The organism is Pseudomonas sp. ACN5, from assembly GCF_002303975.1.
Lineage (GTDB): Bacteria > Pseudomonadota > Gammaproteobacteria > Pseudomonadales > Pseudomonadaceae > Aquipseudomonas > Aquipseudomonas laurylsulfatiphila.
Genome location: NZ_MRCP01000008.1, coordinates 284192 through 299393, shown reverse-complemented (window position 1 = coordinate 299393; position 15202 = coordinate 284192). Strand labels below are relative to the sequence as shown.

Below are 15202 nucleotides of genomic sequence, written 5' to 3'. Positions count from 1 at the left end.
GAAGGGGCCAGTCGCTTCAGCGAAATTCTCAGCCTCTGTCAAAGCAAGAGGCAGCCTCAGTATATGGCAGATTTTCAATCAACGCCCGCGGGCCCACCATAGCCCCATGAACACTCTCTCGGCGTTTTACCAGAATCTCGGATTGGCCCTGTCACTGTTGGTGATCGGTACTTTTGTGCTGGCCGGCATGATCAAGGGCGTGATCGGCCTCGGCCTGCCAACGGTTGCCATGGGACTGCTGGGTCTGGCTATGGCGCCGTCGCAGGCAGCCGCGCTATTGATCATTCCGGCAACGCTCACCAACGTCTGGCAACTGGCATTCGGCGGGCATTTGTCCGTGCTGGTCAAACGACTGTGGCCGATGTTGCTGGCGATTTTCATCGGCACCGGGGCAGGCACGCTGTGGATCGGCATGAGCGGTGGCCATTGGGTGGTGCGAGGGTTGGGCGCTGCGTTGTTGCTGTATGCGCTGAGCGGATTGTGCCTGCCGGCCTTGCGTGTGGGGCGGCGCAGCGAAAACTGGCTCGGTCCACTGTGTGGCCTGCTGACCGGCGTCATCACTTCGGCCACCGGCGTGTTCGTGATTCCGGCGGTGCCCTATCTGCAAGCGCTGGGTTTGAGCCGGGACGAACTGGTGCAGGCGCTGGGCCTGTCGTTCACCGTCTCGACCCTGGCCCTGGCCGGTGGCTTGTTATGGCGCGGCGCGCTCGGTGGGGGCGAGTTGAGCGCGTCGCTGCTGGCGCTGATCCCGGCCATGCTCGGCATGTGGCTGGGACAATCGCTGCGCCAGCGGATCAGCGCCTTGTGGTTCAAGCGCGTGTTTTTCGTTGGCCTGGGGGGGCTTGGCGGCCATTTGCTGATCAGCGGCTAGCGGACGACGGGCTGATCATGTCGATGGCGCGGATGTCGAAGTCCCGTTCCAGGTATTCATCGCGCTGCTTGAGGAATTGCTTCATGTGCGGCAGGTTCGAGTGCACATCCAGATGGGCCTGGGACTGCCAGATCTCGTAGAAGATGAACAGGGTCGGGTCCTGTTTGTCGCGCAGCATGTGGTATTCGATGCAACCGGGTTCGGCGCGGCTTGCTTGCACGTAGCCGCTGAAAAACGCTTCGAAGGCGTCGGATTTTTCCGGACGGGTCTTGGCGTGCAGGATGAAGCCCTGGATTTCACTCATCTACATCTCTCCTCAGGTCAGAATGGGCGCCAGTCTAAGGCAACAATCGACTGTGGATTCGTGCTTGTGGGTCAAATGAATTTTGCCAAATCGACGCTTATTCCGCGCGAGGCCGATCGGTACTCTGCCGCTATTGAATTCCCGACCCTTTCCGAGACCTTCCATGAAAAAAGTCCTGTTGCTCAACGGCGGCAAACAATTTGCGCACTCCGACGGCCGCTACAACACCACCCTGCATGAAGCCGCGTTGAGCGTGCTGGATCGCGGTGGTGTGGATATCAAAACCACCTTCATCGACGAGGGCTACGACGTCGCCGAAGAAGTGGCCAAGTTTCTCTGGGCCGACGTGATCATTTACCAGATGCCCGGCTGGTGGATGGGCGCGCCGTGGACCGTGAAGAAGTACATTGATGAAGTCTTCACCGAAGGTCATGGCAGCCTCTATGCCAGCGACGGTCGCACCCGTTCGGACGCGTCGCAGAAGTACGGCAGCGGCGGCCTGATTCACGGCAAGCAATACATGTTGTCGCTGACCTGGAACGCGCCGCAGCAAGCCTTCGATGACCCGACCGATTTCTTCGAAGCCAAAGGTGTGGACGCGGTTTACTTCCCGTTCCACAAGGCCAACGAGTTCCTGGGCATGACCGGTTTGCCGACGTTCCTCTGTGTGGACGTGATGAAGCGCCCGAACATCGAGGGCGACGTGGCGCGTTATGAGCAGCATTTGATTGAGGTGTTTGGCCTGTCGGCGTAACTGTTTCGGGCTACTATCGATTATTTGAGTCCGGCACCGTTCCTGTGGCGAGGGGGCTTTTGTGGCGAGGGAGCTTGCTCCCGTTGGTGCGCGAAGCGGACCCAAAACCGGCGCATGTGGTTATGCAGGTACTGCGGGTTTGCCGACTTTACGACGGCTCCGCCGCCGAACGGGGGCAAGCCCCCTCGCCATAATGGTTTATATGTGCCCAGTAGAACGGCGCAGGACTATCGATAAGGGACACACGTGAAAGCCAGATCCGATGAATTGCAGATATTCGTCTGCGTGATTGAATGCGGGTCGATTTCTGCGGCGGCCGAGCAGGTCGGGCAAACGCCTTCGGCGGTCAGCCGCACGCTGTCGCGCCTGGAGGCCAAGCTCGACACCACCTTGATCAATCGCACCACGCGACGCATGGACCTGACCGAGGAGGGCAAGTATTTCTTCGAGCATGCCAAGCGCATTCTCGATCAGATGGACGAGCTCGAAGAGCGCCTGTCTTCACGCCAGCAAACACCGTCCGGGCGCCTGCGGATCAACGCGGCATCACCCTTCATGCTGCACGCCATCGTGCCCTACATCGATGAATTCCGCAGGCTTTACCCCGACATCCAGCTCGAACTCAACAGCAACGACTTGATCATCGACCTGCTGGAACAGAGCACCGACATCGCCATTCGCATTGGCACCCTGACCGACTCGACACTGCATGCCCGCTCCCTGGGTTGCAGCCCGCTGCACATCGTCGCCAGCCCGGCCTACCTGGAAAAGCACGGCACACCGCAAGCCGTGGCTGACCTGACCAACCATACGCTGCTGGGGTTCACCCAGAACGAAGGCCTCAACCAATGGCCGCTGCGTTACGTGCATGGCGATCGCTGGCCGATCCAGGCGTCGATCAGCGCCTCCAGCGGCGAGACCATCCGCCATCTGGCACTGGACGGCCAGGGCATCGCCAGCCTGTCGCACTTCATGACCATCGAGGACATTCGTGCCGGACGCTTGAAAGTGTTACTGGCCGAATTCAACAGCGGCTATCGCCAGCCGATCAATGCGGTGTACTACCGCAACTCGCAACTGGCCTTGCGGATTCAATGCTTCCTGGACTTTATCCAGGGCAAGTTGGCGGATTATGCGAGCGCGGATTTCAAAGGCTGATTCGTGATCCCTGCGCAAAATTGAATTGGGTCAGAGGGCATTTTTCAGCAGTCATCGCTCCTTGATACTCCCTGCATCACTTACCCACGCAGGGAGTTTCTCCATGAACGTATTCGTCACCGGCGCTGCCGGATTTATTGGCGGCTCCATCGCCACGGGCCTGGTCCAGGCCGGCCACGCTGTCACCGGTCTGGTGCGCAGCGCCGAACAGGCCGATGAGCTGCGTGCTTTGGGCATTTCTCCGGTGGTGGGCAGTCTGGACGACCGCGACCTGTTGACCGATCAGGCGCTTGCAGCCGATGCAGTGATCAACGCGGCCAGCAGCGATCATCGTGGCGCGGTGGAAGCCTTGCTCGATGCCTTGCGCGGCTCTGGCAAAGTGTTCCTGCACACCAGCGGTTCGAGCATTGTCGGGGATGCCTCGGGCGGTCAATCCAGTGATGTCATCTACTTCGAAGACCATTTGCCGGAACCGACTGTCGACAAGGCGGCGCGCGTGGCCATCGATCGCCTGATCCTGGCGGCGGCCATGGAGGGGGTGAACTCGGCAGTGATCTGCAACACCTTGATCTACGGCCACAGCCTGGGTGTCCATCGCGACAGCGTTCAGCTGCCACGCCTGCTCAAACAGGCGCGCAAAAGCGGTGTGGTGCGCCACGTCGGCACGGGCCGCAACATCTGGTCCAACGTGCACATCGAGGACGTGGTTGCGCTATACCTGCTGGCGCTGACTAACAATGTACCCGGCACGTTCTACTTCGTTGAAAGCGGTGAAGCGTCGTTCATCGACATGACCAAAGCGATGGCTCGGGTACTGAACCTGGGCGAGCCGCAGGACTGGCCGCTTAAGGATGCCGAAGCCGAGTGGGGCTACGAAATGGCCAACTATGGTCTGGGTTCCAACAGTCGGGTGCGCGGCAAACATGCGCGGGAACTGTTGGGGTGGGTGCCCAAGCGCACTTCGGTGGTTGAGTGGATTCGCGACGAGATGGTTTGAGTTTGCTTTAGACCGCGTCATCGTTCTTCGCGAGCAAGCCCGCTCCCACAATTGATCGCGCTCCGTCGGAAGGAGTGCGATCGAATGTGGGAGCGGGCTTGCTCGCGAAGCTTTTTCAGCAGCCCATTAACTGGTCGGGCCGTCCTCGATTCCGTAACATCCGCACACTCTTTTTCGTCTCTCCCTGTGTGCGGTCCCCCCCATGAAAGCAAAACGTCTACGCGCCGATGTCCTGGCCGGGCTTACCACCTCCTTCGCCCTGTTGCCCGAGTGCATCGCTTTCGCCCTGGTGGCCCACCTCAATCCGCTGATGGGGCTCTATGGCGCGTTCATCATCTGCACCCTGACCGCGCTCTTCGGCGGGCGACCGGGCATGGTGTCCGGCGCGGCCGGCTCGATGGCCGTGGTGATCGTCGCGCTGGTGGTGCAACACGGCGTGCAGTATTTGCTGGCCACGGTGTTGCTGGGCGGGCTGATCATGATGGCGTTCGGGCTGCTCAAGCTCGGCAAACTGGTGCGCATGGTGCCGCACCCGGTGATGCTCGGTTTCGTCAACGGCCTGGCGATCATCATTGCCCTGGCGCAACTGGAGCACTTCAAGGACGGTGAGGCCTGGCTGAGCGGCACGCCGCTGTACATGATGCTTGGCCTGGTCGCGGTGACCATGGCCGTTGTCTACGTACTGCCGCGCCTGACCCGCACCGTACCGCCGGCGCTGGTGGCGATTCTCGGCGTGGGCCTGGCGGTGTATCTGCTTGGCTTGCCAACCCGCACCCTGGGCGACATGGCGCACATTGCCGGTGGCCTGCCGACGCTGGCGCTGCCGGACATTGCGTGGAATCTGGACACCCTGCGCATCATCGCGCCCTACGCGATCCTGATGGCGCTGGTCGGGTTGCTGGAAACCCTGCTGACCCTCAACCTCACCGACGAAATCACCGAGAGCCGTGGCTACCCGGACCGCGAGTGCGTGGCGCTGGGAGCGGCGAATGTGGTGTCCGGTGCATTCGGCGGCATGGGCGGTTGCGCCATGATCGGCCAGACCGTGATCAACCTCAGTTCCGGTGGCCGCGGTCGCTTGTCCGGGGTGGTGGCCGGGGTGTCGATCCTGCTGTTCATCCTGTTTCTGTCGCCGCTGATCGAGCGTATTCCATTGGCCGCGCTGGTCGGGGTGATGTTCGTGGTGTCGCAACAGACTTTTGCCTGGGCCTCGTTGCGGGTGCTGAACAAGGTGCCGCTCAACGACGTGCTGGTGATCATCGCGGTGACAGTGATTACTGTGTTCACCGACCTGGCCACCGCGGTGCTCTGCGGCATCATCATTGCGGCGCTGAACTTTGCCTGGCAGCAGGCCCGTCAGCTGTATGCCGACAGTCATCTGGAGAACGACGGCAGCAAGCTGTATCGGGTGCATGGCACGCTGTTCTTCGCCTCGACCACACCCTTTCTCAATCAGTTCGATCCGGCCAATGACCCGGCGCAAGTGACCCTGGATTGCCAGCACCTGAGCTTTGTCGACTACTCGGCCATCGCCGCGCTGGGCACCTTGCGCGAGCGCTACGCCAAGGCTGGAAAACACTTGCGAGTGCTGCACTTGTCCGAGCGCTGCAAAAAGCTGCTCAAGCGCGCCCGGATGCAGCATGACTGAAATCAGCCATTCGATCTTTCCCACGCTGAGCGGGGAAAGATCGGTCGGTGATGATCACCTGCCGCAGGGAGACTGACATGCAGTACGACACGCTGATTCGCAACGCCCTGATCATCGACGGCCGCAACAGCCCCGGTTACCCCGCCGACGTGGCCATTCTCAACGGACGCATCAAGCGTATCGGCGACTTGCGCGATGCCCGTGCCACCGAAGAAATCGACGCACAGGGCCATGTGCTGGCGCCGGGTTTCATCGACGTGCACACCCATGACGACACCGTGGTCATTCGCCAACCGCAGATGCTGCCCAAGCTCAGCCAGGGCGTGACCACTGTGATCGTCGGCAACTGTGGGATCAGTGCTTCACCGGTGAGTTTGCGCGGTGATCCGCCGGATCCGATGAACCTGCTCGGCACGGCCGCTGCGTTCGTTTATCCGACCTTCCGCGACTATCGGGCGGCGGTCGAAGCGGCGAATACCACGCTGAACGTCGCCGCTTTGGTGGGTCATACCGCATTGCGCAGCAACCACCTCGACGATCTGTTCCGTACCGCCACAACCGAAGAAATCACCGCGATGCGCGAGCAGCTGCGCGAAAGCCTTGAGGCCGGTGCGCTGGGCCTGTCCACCGGCCTTGCCTATGCCAGTGCCTTCTGCTCATCGACCGATGAAGTGATGCAACTGACCGAAGAGTTGACCGCGTTCGGCGCGGTCTACACGACCCATTTGCGCAGTGAATTCGAACCGGTGCTGGAGGCCATGGACGAGGCGTTCCGGATCGGCCGCCATGCGCAAAGCCCGGTGATCATTTCCCACCTCAAATGTGCCGGTGCCGGTAACTGGGGGCGCAGTCCACAGTTGCTGGCGTCCCTCGAACAGGCGGCGAAGAGCCACCCGGTGGGCTGCGACTGTTATCCCTACGCCGCGAGTTCATCGACCCTGGACCTCAAGCAGGTGACCGATGCCCACCGCATCACCATCACCTGGTCGACGCCGCATCCGGAGATGGGCGGCCGCGACCTGATGGAGATCGCCGCCGAATGGAACCTGTCGTTGCTCGATGCCGCCCGCCAACTGCAGCCGGCCGGTGCGGTGTACTACGGCATGGATGAGGCGGATGTGCGCCGGATCCTCGCGCATCCGCTGTCGATGGTCGGCTCCGACGGCTTGCCGGAAGACCCGTTCCCACACCCACGCCTGTGGGGCGCATTCCCCAGGGTGCTCGGACATTTCAGCCGTGACGTAGGGCTGTTCCCGCTGCACACCGCCGTGCACAAAATGACCGGGCTGTCGGCGGCACGCTTTGGTTTGAAGGAGCGCGGTGAAATACGCGAAGGCCATTGGGCGGACCTGGTGTTGTTCGATCCGGCGACCATCCGTGATGTCGCCGATTTCAACGATCCGCAGCGGGCGGCGGTGGGCATTGAAGGGGTGTGGGTCAACGGTGTGTTGAGTTACCTCGATGGCCAGGCCAACGGACGCAGGGAAGGGCGGTTTTTGGCGCGGCAAGGGGATTTGCGTGACGGGTTTCATTGATTGAGGTGGGGCGAAAAGATCGGATGGTGGCAATGTGCAATTAAGTAATCCCGAATTGCTGACATCAAGCCCGACAACCTGATGCTGTTCAGTCATGTAGGAGCGAGCTTGCTCGCGATGGAGTCAGAAGCGCCGCGTTTAGCCAGGCAAAACGCGTTATCGTTGACGACCATCGCGAGCAAGCTCGCTCCTACAGGGAGCAATCCGATGAACTTCGGTCCCGCGTATTTTCGACGAAGCCAAGGCAGTGGATCGAGACGGATGAGCTGGGGCAGTCAGGACATGACCATCGCTGACCCGTTCGGCAATCGGTTTGTGATCACCAACGCGATCAGTCTCTGAACCTTCAACCCTTCAACCCTTCAGCCTTCGTTCGGCACCCGGTGGGTTTGGCGAAACTCGCCGGGCGGCATCCCGCGCCGGCTTTTGAACGTGCGGTGAAACGAGCGGGGTTCGGTGAAACCCAGGTACTGGGCGATGTCCTGGATCGGCAAGGTGCTGTTGAGCAGGTAATGCTCGGCCAGTTCCTGGCGCAGGTCATCGAGGATCTGCTGGTACGACGTACCGGCCTGATGCAGCTGGCGTTGCAGTGTACGCACCGACACGGCGAGATGTTCGGCCACCTGCTCCTTGCGTGGCAGGCCCTCCTTGAGCAGCTGGCGCAGGATGCTTTTGACCCGCTGTTCCAGCGACGCGTCCTCCAGTGTGGCCATCAGCCCCTGGGCATGTTCTTCCAGGGTGCGCAGCAATTGCGCATCGGCCTGACGCAAGGGCAGCTGCAAATACGGCAACGGCACAATCAGCGCCGAATAAGGCTGGTCGAACAGTACCGGGCAGTCGAAGAACTGCTCGTACTCTGCCAGCGTCGTGTCAGCCGGGCAGGCATGTTCCAGCCAGATGGCGGCCGGCGACAGTTGCGTGTCGGCGATCCAGCGCGCGTATTGCAGCCAGGAGCCGAGCACGTTTTCCACCAGGTGCCGGCGAATTCGCGGGCGTTGATGGCGGCAGGTCCAGATCAGGTGCACGTCGCCGTCCTGCACCTCGGCGCGGCTGACACCCATGTCTCCCACCAGCTTCTCGAACGGCATGATGCGGCTCATCGCATCGCCCAGTGTCGCGCAATTCATGGTGATGTAACCCAGCACGCTCCAAGAGTTGGGCAACACAAAACGCGCGGCGTTGAGACCGAACAACGGATCGCCCGAGTGCTCGCAGAAATAATCGAGCAGCCGTTCATGGGCTTCGCCGGGCAACCGCAGGCTGTTGTCGCTCAACTGCTGCGCCTGCAACCCGGCAGCCGCCAACGCCGGCTCGATGGCCATGCCCAGTTGTTCGGCATGACGCAGGTATTTGAGCAGCGGCGGAACGGAAGTGAAGCCCAGGGATTGCATGATCGTATTCCTTTGATCAAGGCCCGCGTGCGCGGATGAATGCCCTGAAAGGTAATTTGAAAGCACGACTAAAGTAAATGGCTGACGCCTGCGCGACGTTTGACTCAATTGGCTACTCGAACTGGCCCGATGCGACCGTGACACTTTTCGGCGGCTGACTAGTATGGGGGCCTGAAATATCACTGATAAGAACCGCAAAAGGACACACGCATGCGACGCTGGAACGGCTGGGGAGATGCAACCACGGTGGTCGAACTGCCGGCCCAGGGCGCGAGTTTTCTCGCCCGGCGGGTAGGTGACGGTCGAGCGCTGCCCGACGCGACGCTTGAGACGGCATTGGCCCGCGTGCCCCCGTCGCGGTTGCAGCAACACTTCCTGTACAGCGTGGATGCCCATGATCGATTGCTGCATGCTCGCGGCCAAAGCCTGCCGGACTGGCTGGCGTTGCGTGAGGGCGCGCTGGGCAATTATCCCGACGCCGTGGCCTATCCCACGAGCGCTGAACAGATTCGCCGCTTACTGCAGCTCGCCCATGAACAGGACCTGTGCCTGATTCCCTATGGCGGCGGCACTTCGGTGGCCGGTCACATCAACCCGCCGAGTTCCGCGCGGCCAGTGGTGACGGTTTCCCTGGCGCGGATGAATCGCCTGCTGGACTTCGACGAAGAGAGCCTGCTGGCCACCTTCGGCCCCGGCACCAGTGGACCGCAGGTGGAAAGTCAGTTGCGCGCCCGTGGTTACACCCTGGGGCACTTCCCGCAGTCATGGGAGTTGTCGACCCTGGGCGGTTGGGTCGCCAGCCGCTCCAGTGGCCAGCAGTCATTGCGCTATGGGCGGATCGAGCAACTGTTCGCCGGCGGAACCCTGGAAACCTTTGCCGGACCTTTGGACATTCCCTCCTTTCCGGCCTCGGCGGCCGGACCCGATCTGCGCGAAGTGGTGTTGGGTTGTGAGGGCCGCTTCGGGATCATTTCCGAGGTGAAGGTACGGGTCAGCGCACTGCCCGCCGATGAACGTTTCTACGGTGTGTTCCTGCCCGATTGGCCCAAGGCGCTGCAAGCCATCCGCCAGTTGGCCCAGGCGCGCGTGCCGCTGTCGATGCTGCGCCTGTCCAACGCGGTGGAAACCGAAACCCAGCTGGCGCTGGCCGGTCACCCGCAGCAGATCGCCTGGCTGGAAAAGTACCTGGCCTTGCGCGGTGCCGGCGAGGGCAAATGCCTGCTGACGTTCGGCGTGACCGGCAACCGTCGGCAAAATGCGCTGTCCCTGCGCCAGGCCCGGCAGCATCTCAAGGCGTTCGGCGGGGTGTTTACCGGCACCTTGCTCGGCAAGAAGTGGGTGCAGAACCGCTTCCGCTTTCCCTACCTGCGCGAGAACCTGTGGAACGCCGGTTACGTGGTCGACACCCTGGAAACGGCCACCGACTGGAGCAACGTCGATAACCTGCTCTCGCTGATCGAAAACAGCTTGCGTGACGCCTTGGCGGCGGAAGGTGAACGGGTCCACGTGTTCACCCACCTGTCCCACGTCTACGGCGAAGGGTCGAGTATCTACACCACCTATGTGTTTCGCCCGGCGGCGGATTACCCCGCCACCCTGGCGCGCTGGCAGGCACTCAAGCAGGCGGCCAGCCAGACCATCGTCGACAACCGCGGCACCATCAGTCACCAGCATGGCGTGGGCAAGGACCACGCGCCGTACCTGCTGCGCGAGAAGGGCGCGCTGGCGATGGACACCCTGCAGGCACTGAGTCGGCACTTCGATCCGGCCGGGCGACTGAACCCTGGCACGCTGTTGCAGGAGTGACGGCCATGAGCCTGGACTGGAACGCGACGTGGCGTCAGCAGGTGCTACCGACGCTGGCGGCTGAAACCTGGGACCTGATCGTCATCGGCGGCGGCATCAGCGGCGCCGGCATCCTGCGCGAAGCCGCGCGCCGAGGGTGGCGTTGCCTGCTGCTGGAGCAGCGCGATTTCGCCTGGGGCACCTCCAGCCGCTCTTCGAAAATGGTCCATGGCGGCTTGCGTTACATCGCCAAGGGCCAGTGGCGCCTGACCCGCGATTCGGTGCGTGAACGCCAGAGGCTGCTGGACGAAGCGCCGGGGCTGGTCGAGCCGATGAGCTTCATGATGCCGCATTACCGTGGCGGTTTTCCCGGACCGCGGGTGCTGGGTGGATTGCTGTCGATCTATGACGCGTTGGCCGGGCGGCGCAGCCATCACTTCCATCACGCGCAACAACTGCGTTATCTGGCGCCAGGGGTGAAGGAAGACGGCCTGCTGGGTGGCACCTGTTTTGTCGATGCGCTGACCGATGATGCCCGCCTGGTGATGCGCGTGTTGGGCGAAGCCCGGGCCGACGGCGCCGTGGTGCTCAACGGCGTGCGCGTGCAGCAATTGCTACGTGAGGAGGGGCGCGTTTGCGGGGTTCAGGTCGAAGACTGTGAGGGGGGCGGATCACTGACAGTGCGTTGTGGGGTGTTGGCCGTGGCCACCGGCGCGTGGGCCGAGCGCTTGCGCCTGCCCGATGCGCCTCGTCAGTTGCGGCCGTTGCGTGGCAGTCATCTGTTGTTGCCGGGCTGGCGCCTGCCCGTGGCGCAAGCCTTCACCTTCCTGCACGAGCGTGACCGTCGACCGGTGTTCGTTTTCCCTTGGGAGGGTGCCACGGTGGTCGGCACCACGGACCTCGATCATCGCGAGGATCTGGATCAAAGCGCGAGTATCAGCGCTGAGGAACTCGACTATCTGCTGGCGGCTTGCACTCAACAATTTCCCGGCGCTGAAGTGGTTGCAGCCGATGTGCTGTCGACCTGGTCGGGCGTGCGCCCGGTGGTGGGCAGCGTGGCGGGTGAACTCAAACCGTCGAATGAAACCCGTGAGCATGTGCTTTGGCAGGAGCCGGGTTGCGTGACCCTGGCCGGCGGCAAGCTGACCACCTTTCGCCCGCAGGCGATCGAAGTGCTCAGGGCCTGCGCGAGCATGCTCGAGCGGCCCTTCAATGATGACGCCGCACCGGTGTTCGCCGTCGTGCCGCCGCTGGCGATACCGGGGCTCAGCGCCAGCCAGTGGCGGCGCCTGGCCGGTCGGCATGGCCGTGACCTGCCGAAGCTGGCGCAACTGATCGCCCGATTGGGCCATGAAACGGTAGGCAGCACGGACACCTTGTGGGCGGAACTGGCCGTTGCCTGCGAGGCGGAAATGGTCCTGCATCTCGATGACCTGCTGTTGCGCCGCACCCGTCTGGGCTTGCTGCTACCGCGCGGCGGCGAGGATTATTTCACTGCCATTCGCCAACTCTGCCAGCCGCGACTGGGCTGGGACGATGAGCGTTGGCAGCAGGAGATACAGCGTTATCGGGCGTTGTGGCAACGCCATCACGGATTGCCGGATGCCACGCATTGATGCCCATTGAAGAGAGCTCCATGGATAACCACCCGAACAAGCGTTACCTGTTGGCCATCGACAATGGCACCCAGAGCGTGCGCGCACTGCTCTTCGACCTGCAAGGCAATCTGCTGGGCAAAGGCAAGGTCGAGTTGCAGGCCTATTACTCGGCACAACCGGGGTGGGCCGAGCAGGACCCGGAATATTACTGGGACAAGTTAGGTGAAGCCTGCCAGCAGGTGTGGCAGCAAACCGGGATCGATCGCTCGCAGATTGCCGGCGTGTCCCTGACCACCCAACGCGGTACGGTGATCAACGTCGATGCCCAGGGCAAACCTTTGCGCCCGGCCATTTTGTGGCTCGATCAGCGTCAGAGCGAAGTCGAAGGCGGTATCAAGGGACCGTGGGGCTGGTTGTTCAAATTGGTCGGCGCGCAAGCCACGGTGGACTACTTCCGCGCCCAGGCCGAGGCCAACTGGATCGCCCGTCATCAGCCTGAGGTCTGGGCGGCGACTGACAAGTTCCTGCTGCTCTCGGGGTTTCTCACCCATCGTCTTTGTGGGCGCTTTGTCGATTCCGTGGGCTGTTGCGTCGGTTACTTGCCCTTCGACTTCAAACGCCTGAAATGGGCCGTACCCACCGACTGGAAATGGCAGGCGCTGGCGGTGCGTCCCGAGCAACTGCCGAGCCTGCACAAGCCCGGTGAAACCCTGGGCTACATCAGCGCCGAGGCCAGTCGCCACACCGGCATTCCCGAGGGGCTGCCGCTGATTGCCGCGGGTGCCGACAAGGCCTGCGAAGTCGTGGGTTCCGGCGTCGTCGACGCCGGCACCGTGTGCCTGTCCTACGGCACCACGGCGACGATCACCAGCACCCGCTCGCGCTACCTGGAAATCGTCCCGTTGATTCCGCCTTACCCGTCGGCGGTGCCGGATCAATTCAACTGCGAGGTGATGATCTATCGTGGTTACTGGATGGTCAGCTGGTTCAAGAACGAGTTCGGCCTGCGGGAAATGCAGCAGGCCAAAGCCCAGGGGGTGGAGCCCGAGCAACTCTTCGATGCGCTGGTCGAGGCTGTGCCGCCGGGCTCCATGGGGTTGATGCTGCAACCCTACTGGTCGCCCGGCATCCGCGAGCCGGGTGTGGAAGCCAAGGGCGCGATGATCGGCTTCGGCGACGTGCATACCCGCGCGCACATTTACCGGGCCATCCTCGAAGGCCTGGCGTATGCCTTGCGCCAGGGCATGGAGAAGATCGAGAAACGTTCGGGGGGCTCCATCACGCGCTTGCGCGTCGCCGGTGGTGGTTCCCAGAGTGATGCCGCGATGCAACTCACGGCGAACATTTTCGGCCTGCCGGCCGAGCGTCCGCATGTCTACGAAGCGTCCGGCCTGGGCGCGGCCATTTGCTGCGCGGTGGGGCTGGGACTGCACGCGGACTTCCCCACGGCGATGGCCGCCATGACGCGGGTCGGTGCGGTCTTCCTGCCGCAACCCGAAGCGCAACAGGTCTATGAGCGACTGTACAAAGAGGTCTACCTGCGCATGTATCGACAGCTCAAGCCGTTGTACCAGAGCATCCGCAAAATCACCGGTTACCCCGCCTGAAAAAACACCGTAGATCTCCCTGTGGGAGCGGGCTTGCTCGCGAAGGCGATGTGTCAGTGACATCAATGGCGACTGACATTCCGCCTTCGCGAGCAAGCCCGCTCCCACAATGAACTGTGGTGTTTCTTCTATCTTGCATGTGGCGCTATCGGAGAACTTTTCTGGTGAGATTGGACAGTGTCAGGGGCAGGGTCGGTTGTTAGGCTCAACCCTCACTGCACATCCAATAAGAACCAGGCAATGAAGCTGACATTCCTCCTGTTGCTGCTTTGTGGAACGGCGCCGATGGCGTGGGGCTGGTCCAACCATACGGTGGGCAGCTACCTGGCGTTGCAGGACCTGCCGGCCTTGCGCGACGCACCGCAGGTCGACGTCGAGCCTTTGGAGCAGTTTCTCTGGCAACAATACGAGGCTGTGAGCGCGTTGCTCGACGAGCAGGAGCGCTTCGCCCGGGAGCACTTCGCCCAGTACCCGCCGCGCCCCGACAACCTGCGATTGCCAGCCGTGCCTGGGGACAATCTGCGCCACGACTTCCTCACCGCACTGCGCATCAATCCCGGGATTCATCTGGCGATGGTCATCCAGCCGATGCCGGGCAAGGATCAACCCGAGCGTGAGCACCTCAAGGCCGAGCAGGTCATGGTCGAGCAGACCCTCTCGCCATGGAATCGCCAGCGCTTCATCGTCGTCGCTGACCACGAACAAGTCGCACCCCTGGCCGTGTTGGCCAGCGCTGCCGATGAGCCGGACTACGGCCACGACATCAACCTGTTCAGCGACAACCCCGGCGACGTCGGCGCGCTGTACGGCTTCGGCCCGCAGCCGTTCGGTGATGCGCGGTTTCAGTACAGCTCCCAGGCGCCGTTCCACATGGGGTTCTTCCATGAGAGCCCGGTGGTGTACGCCGCTGCCGGATTTCTCCAACGCAGTTGGCCCGACTGGCGCGCCTATCAATACATGGGATTGGCGCGGCTGGCCTTTGCCACCGGCCATCCTTATTGGGGTTATCGCTTTCTCGGCTGGGGCCTGCACCACATTCAGGACCTGACCCAGCCTTATCACGCCAAGCCACTGCCCGGTGTCGACCTCGCCAGTCTGCTTCTGCTGGAAGGCAAGGCACTGGCCGGTTTCGCGGCGGACAAGCAGGCGTCCATCGAGCGCGTTGCGACCCGGCACATGGAAGTGGAGAAGTATCAGTCGAGCTGGTTGCGTCGTTTGCTGCGCACGGGCCAGCCCCATCCGATGCTCGACGCCTATGCCGATTCTGCCCAGGACGCCCGATACCCGCCGTACTCGGTGGATTACCTGCGCGAAGTGGTGAGTGCCGAGTCCGTCGACGCGTCCGCAGCGTTCGATGACGCCATCGGCCAATGGCTGGACACAGCACCGGTCACCGGCGATTTCAGCCGCGGTAATCAGCTGCAGCGCGAAGACTTCGACCATCCGGCACTTAACCGACAGCTGTTCAAACTGCTGGGACATTTCGGCGCACACAGCCGGATTTATGCCGGCGCGGGATTGGCGCCCCAAGCCTCGCCGTAACGCACACAACAA

General features: G+C 62.4%; 12 protein-coding genes and 1 pseudogene. 11 read left to right on the top strand and 2 right to left on the bottom strand.

Features of this window, described 5'->3' with window-relative positions:
* Positions 1-106 precede the first annotated feature (106 nt).
* Positions 107-871, top strand: coding sequence for a sulfite exporter TauE/SafE family protein (locus BSF40_RS17355; protein WP_095965980.1), 765 nt, complete (start codon positions 107-109; stop codon positions 869-871).
* Here BSF40_RS17355 and BSF40_RS17350 read toward each other — a convergent pair.
* On the bottom strand, positions 861-1175 hold the full coding sequence (locus BSF40_RS17350) for a putative quinol monooxygenase (RefSeq protein WP_095965979.1): 315 nt from the start codon (positions 1173-1175) through the stop codon (positions 861-863). The two genes, BSF40_RS17355 and BSF40_RS17350, sit on opposite strands and share 11 nt — an antisense overlap.
* 163 nt (positions 1176-1338) lie before the next feature.
* Between BSF40_RS17350 and BSF40_RS17345 the strand changes: the two genes are divergently transcribed.
* The 6 genes and pseudogenes from BSF40_RS17345 to BSF40_RS17315 all read left to right on the top strand — a co-directional run.
* Positions 1339-1929: an NAD(P)H-dependent oxidoreductase gene (locus BSF40_RS17345; RefSeq protein WP_095965978.1), complete on the top strand. Its 591-nt coding sequence runs from the start codon at positions 1339-1341 to the stop codon at positions 1927-1929.
* Between the two features lie 246 nt (positions 1930-2175).
* The gene (locus tag BSF40_RS17340; RefSeq protein ID WP_095965977.1) at positions 2176-3087 is read left to right on the top strand and encodes a LysR family transcriptional regulator; all 912 of its coding nucleotides are present in this window, start codon (positions 2176-2178) and stop codon (positions 3085-3087) included.
* Between the two features lie 103 nt (positions 3088-3190).
* Positions 3191-4084: an NAD-dependent epimerase/dehydratase family protein gene (locus BSF40_RS17335; protein WP_095965976.1), complete on the top strand. Its 894-nt coding sequence runs from the start codon at positions 3191-3193 to the stop codon at positions 4082-4084.
* A 202-nt stretch (positions 4085-4286) separates the two neighbouring features.
* On the top strand, positions 4287-5732 hold the full coding sequence (locus BSF40_RS17330; protein ID WP_095965975.1) for a SulP family inorganic anion transporter: 1446 nt from the start codon (positions 4287-4289) through the stop codon (positions 5730-5732).
* Positions 5733-5809: 77 nt separating this feature from the next.
* Entirely contained in the window at positions 5810-7267 is a 1458-nt protein-coding gene (locus tag BSF40_RS17325) for an amidohydrolase family protein (protein WP_095965974.1), read from the top strand.
* A gap of 261 nt (positions 7268-7528) precedes the next feature.
* A pseudogene (locus BSF40_RS17315) lies at positions 7529-7609 on the top strand (VOC family protein); the annotation flags it as partial.
* A gap of 20 nt (positions 7610-7629) precedes the next feature.
* Here BSF40_RS17315 and BSF40_RS17310 read toward each other — a convergent pair.
* A complete protein-coding gene (locus BSF40_RS17310) occupies positions 7630-8658 on the bottom strand; it encodes an AraC family transcriptional regulator (protein WP_095965973.1) in 1029 nt (342 codons plus the stop codon).
* A 210-nt stretch (positions 8659-8868) separates the two neighbouring features.
* Here BSF40_RS17310 and BSF40_RS17305 point away from each other — a divergent pair, with 210 nt between their 5' ends.
* The 4 genes from BSF40_RS17305 to BSF40_RS17290 all read left to right on the top strand — a co-directional run bounded on the left by BSF40_RS17305 (position 8869) and on the right by BSF40_RS17290 (position 15190).
* The gene (locus tag BSF40_RS17305; protein WP_095965972.1) at positions 8869-10464 is read left to right on the top strand and encodes an FAD-binding oxidoreductase; all 1596 of its coding nucleotides are present in this window, start codon (positions 8869-8871) and stop codon (positions 10462-10464) included.
* A gap of 5 nt (positions 10465-10469) precedes the next feature.
* Entirely contained in the window at positions 10470-12059 is a 1590-nt protein-coding gene (locus tag BSF40_RS17300; protein ID WP_095965971.1) for a glycerol-3-phosphate dehydrogenase/oxidase, read from the top strand.
* A gap of 20 nt (positions 12060-12079) precedes the next feature.
* Positions 12080-13648: an FGGY-family carbohydrate kinase gene (locus tag BSF40_RS17295; protein ID WP_095965970.1), complete on the top strand. Its 1569-nt coding sequence runs from the start codon at positions 12080-12082 to the stop codon at positions 13646-13648.
* A 240-nt stretch (positions 13649-13888) separates the two neighbouring features.
* Positions 13889-15190, top strand: a complete 1302-nt coding sequence (locus BSF40_RS17290) for a phospholipase (RefSeq protein WP_095965969.1) — start codon at positions 13889-13891, stop codon at positions 15188-15190.
* Positions 15191-15202: the final 12 nt, after the last annotated feature.

Excerpts from the sequence above, each read along its gene's own strand:
- BSF40_RS17325 (WP_095965974.1), top strand. The coding sequence starts at position 5,810 with ATGCAGTACGACACGCTGATTCGCAACGCCCTGATCATCGACGGCCGC.
- BSF40_RS17305 (WP_095965972.1), top strand. The coding sequence starts at position 8,869 with ATGCGACGCTGGAACGGCTGGGGAGATGCAACCACGGTGGTCGAACTG.
- BSF40_RS17295 (WP_095965970.1), top strand. The coding sequence starts at position 12,080 with ATGGATAACCACCCGAACAAGCGTTACCTGTTGGCCATCGACAATGGC.
- BSF40_RS17355 (WP_095965980.1), top strand. The coding sequence starts at position 107 with ATGAACACTCTCTCGGCGTTTTACCAGAATCTCGGATTGGCCCTGTCA.
- BSF40_RS17290 (WP_095965969.1), top strand. The coding sequence starts at position 13,889 with ATGAAGCTGACATTCCTCCTGTTGCTGCTTTGTGGAACGGCGCCGATG.
- BSF40_RS17300 (WP_095965971.1), top strand. The coding sequence starts at position 10,470 with ATGAGCCTGGACTGGAACGCGACGTGGCGTCAGCAGGTGCTACCGACG.
- BSF40_RS17335 (WP_095965976.1), top strand. The coding sequence starts at position 3,191 with ATGAACGTATTCGTCACCGGCGCTGCCGGATTTATTGGCGGCTCCATC.
- BSF40_RS17345 (WP_095965978.1), top strand. The coding sequence starts at position 1,339 with ATGAAAAAAGTCCTGTTGCTCAACGGCGGCAAACAATTTGCGCACTCC.
- BSF40_RS17350 (WP_095965979.1), bottom strand. The coding sequence starts at position 1,175 with ATGAGTGAAATCCAGGGCTTCATCCTGCACGCCAAGACCCGTCCGGAA.
- BSF40_RS17310 (WP_095965973.1), bottom strand. The coding sequence starts at position 8,658 with ATGCAATCCCTGGGCTTCACTTCCGTTCCGCCGCTGCTCAAATACCTG.
- BSF40_RS17330 (WP_095965975.1), top strand. The coding sequence starts at position 4,287 with ATGAAAGCAAAACGTCTACGCGCCGATGTCCTGGCCGGGCTTACCACC.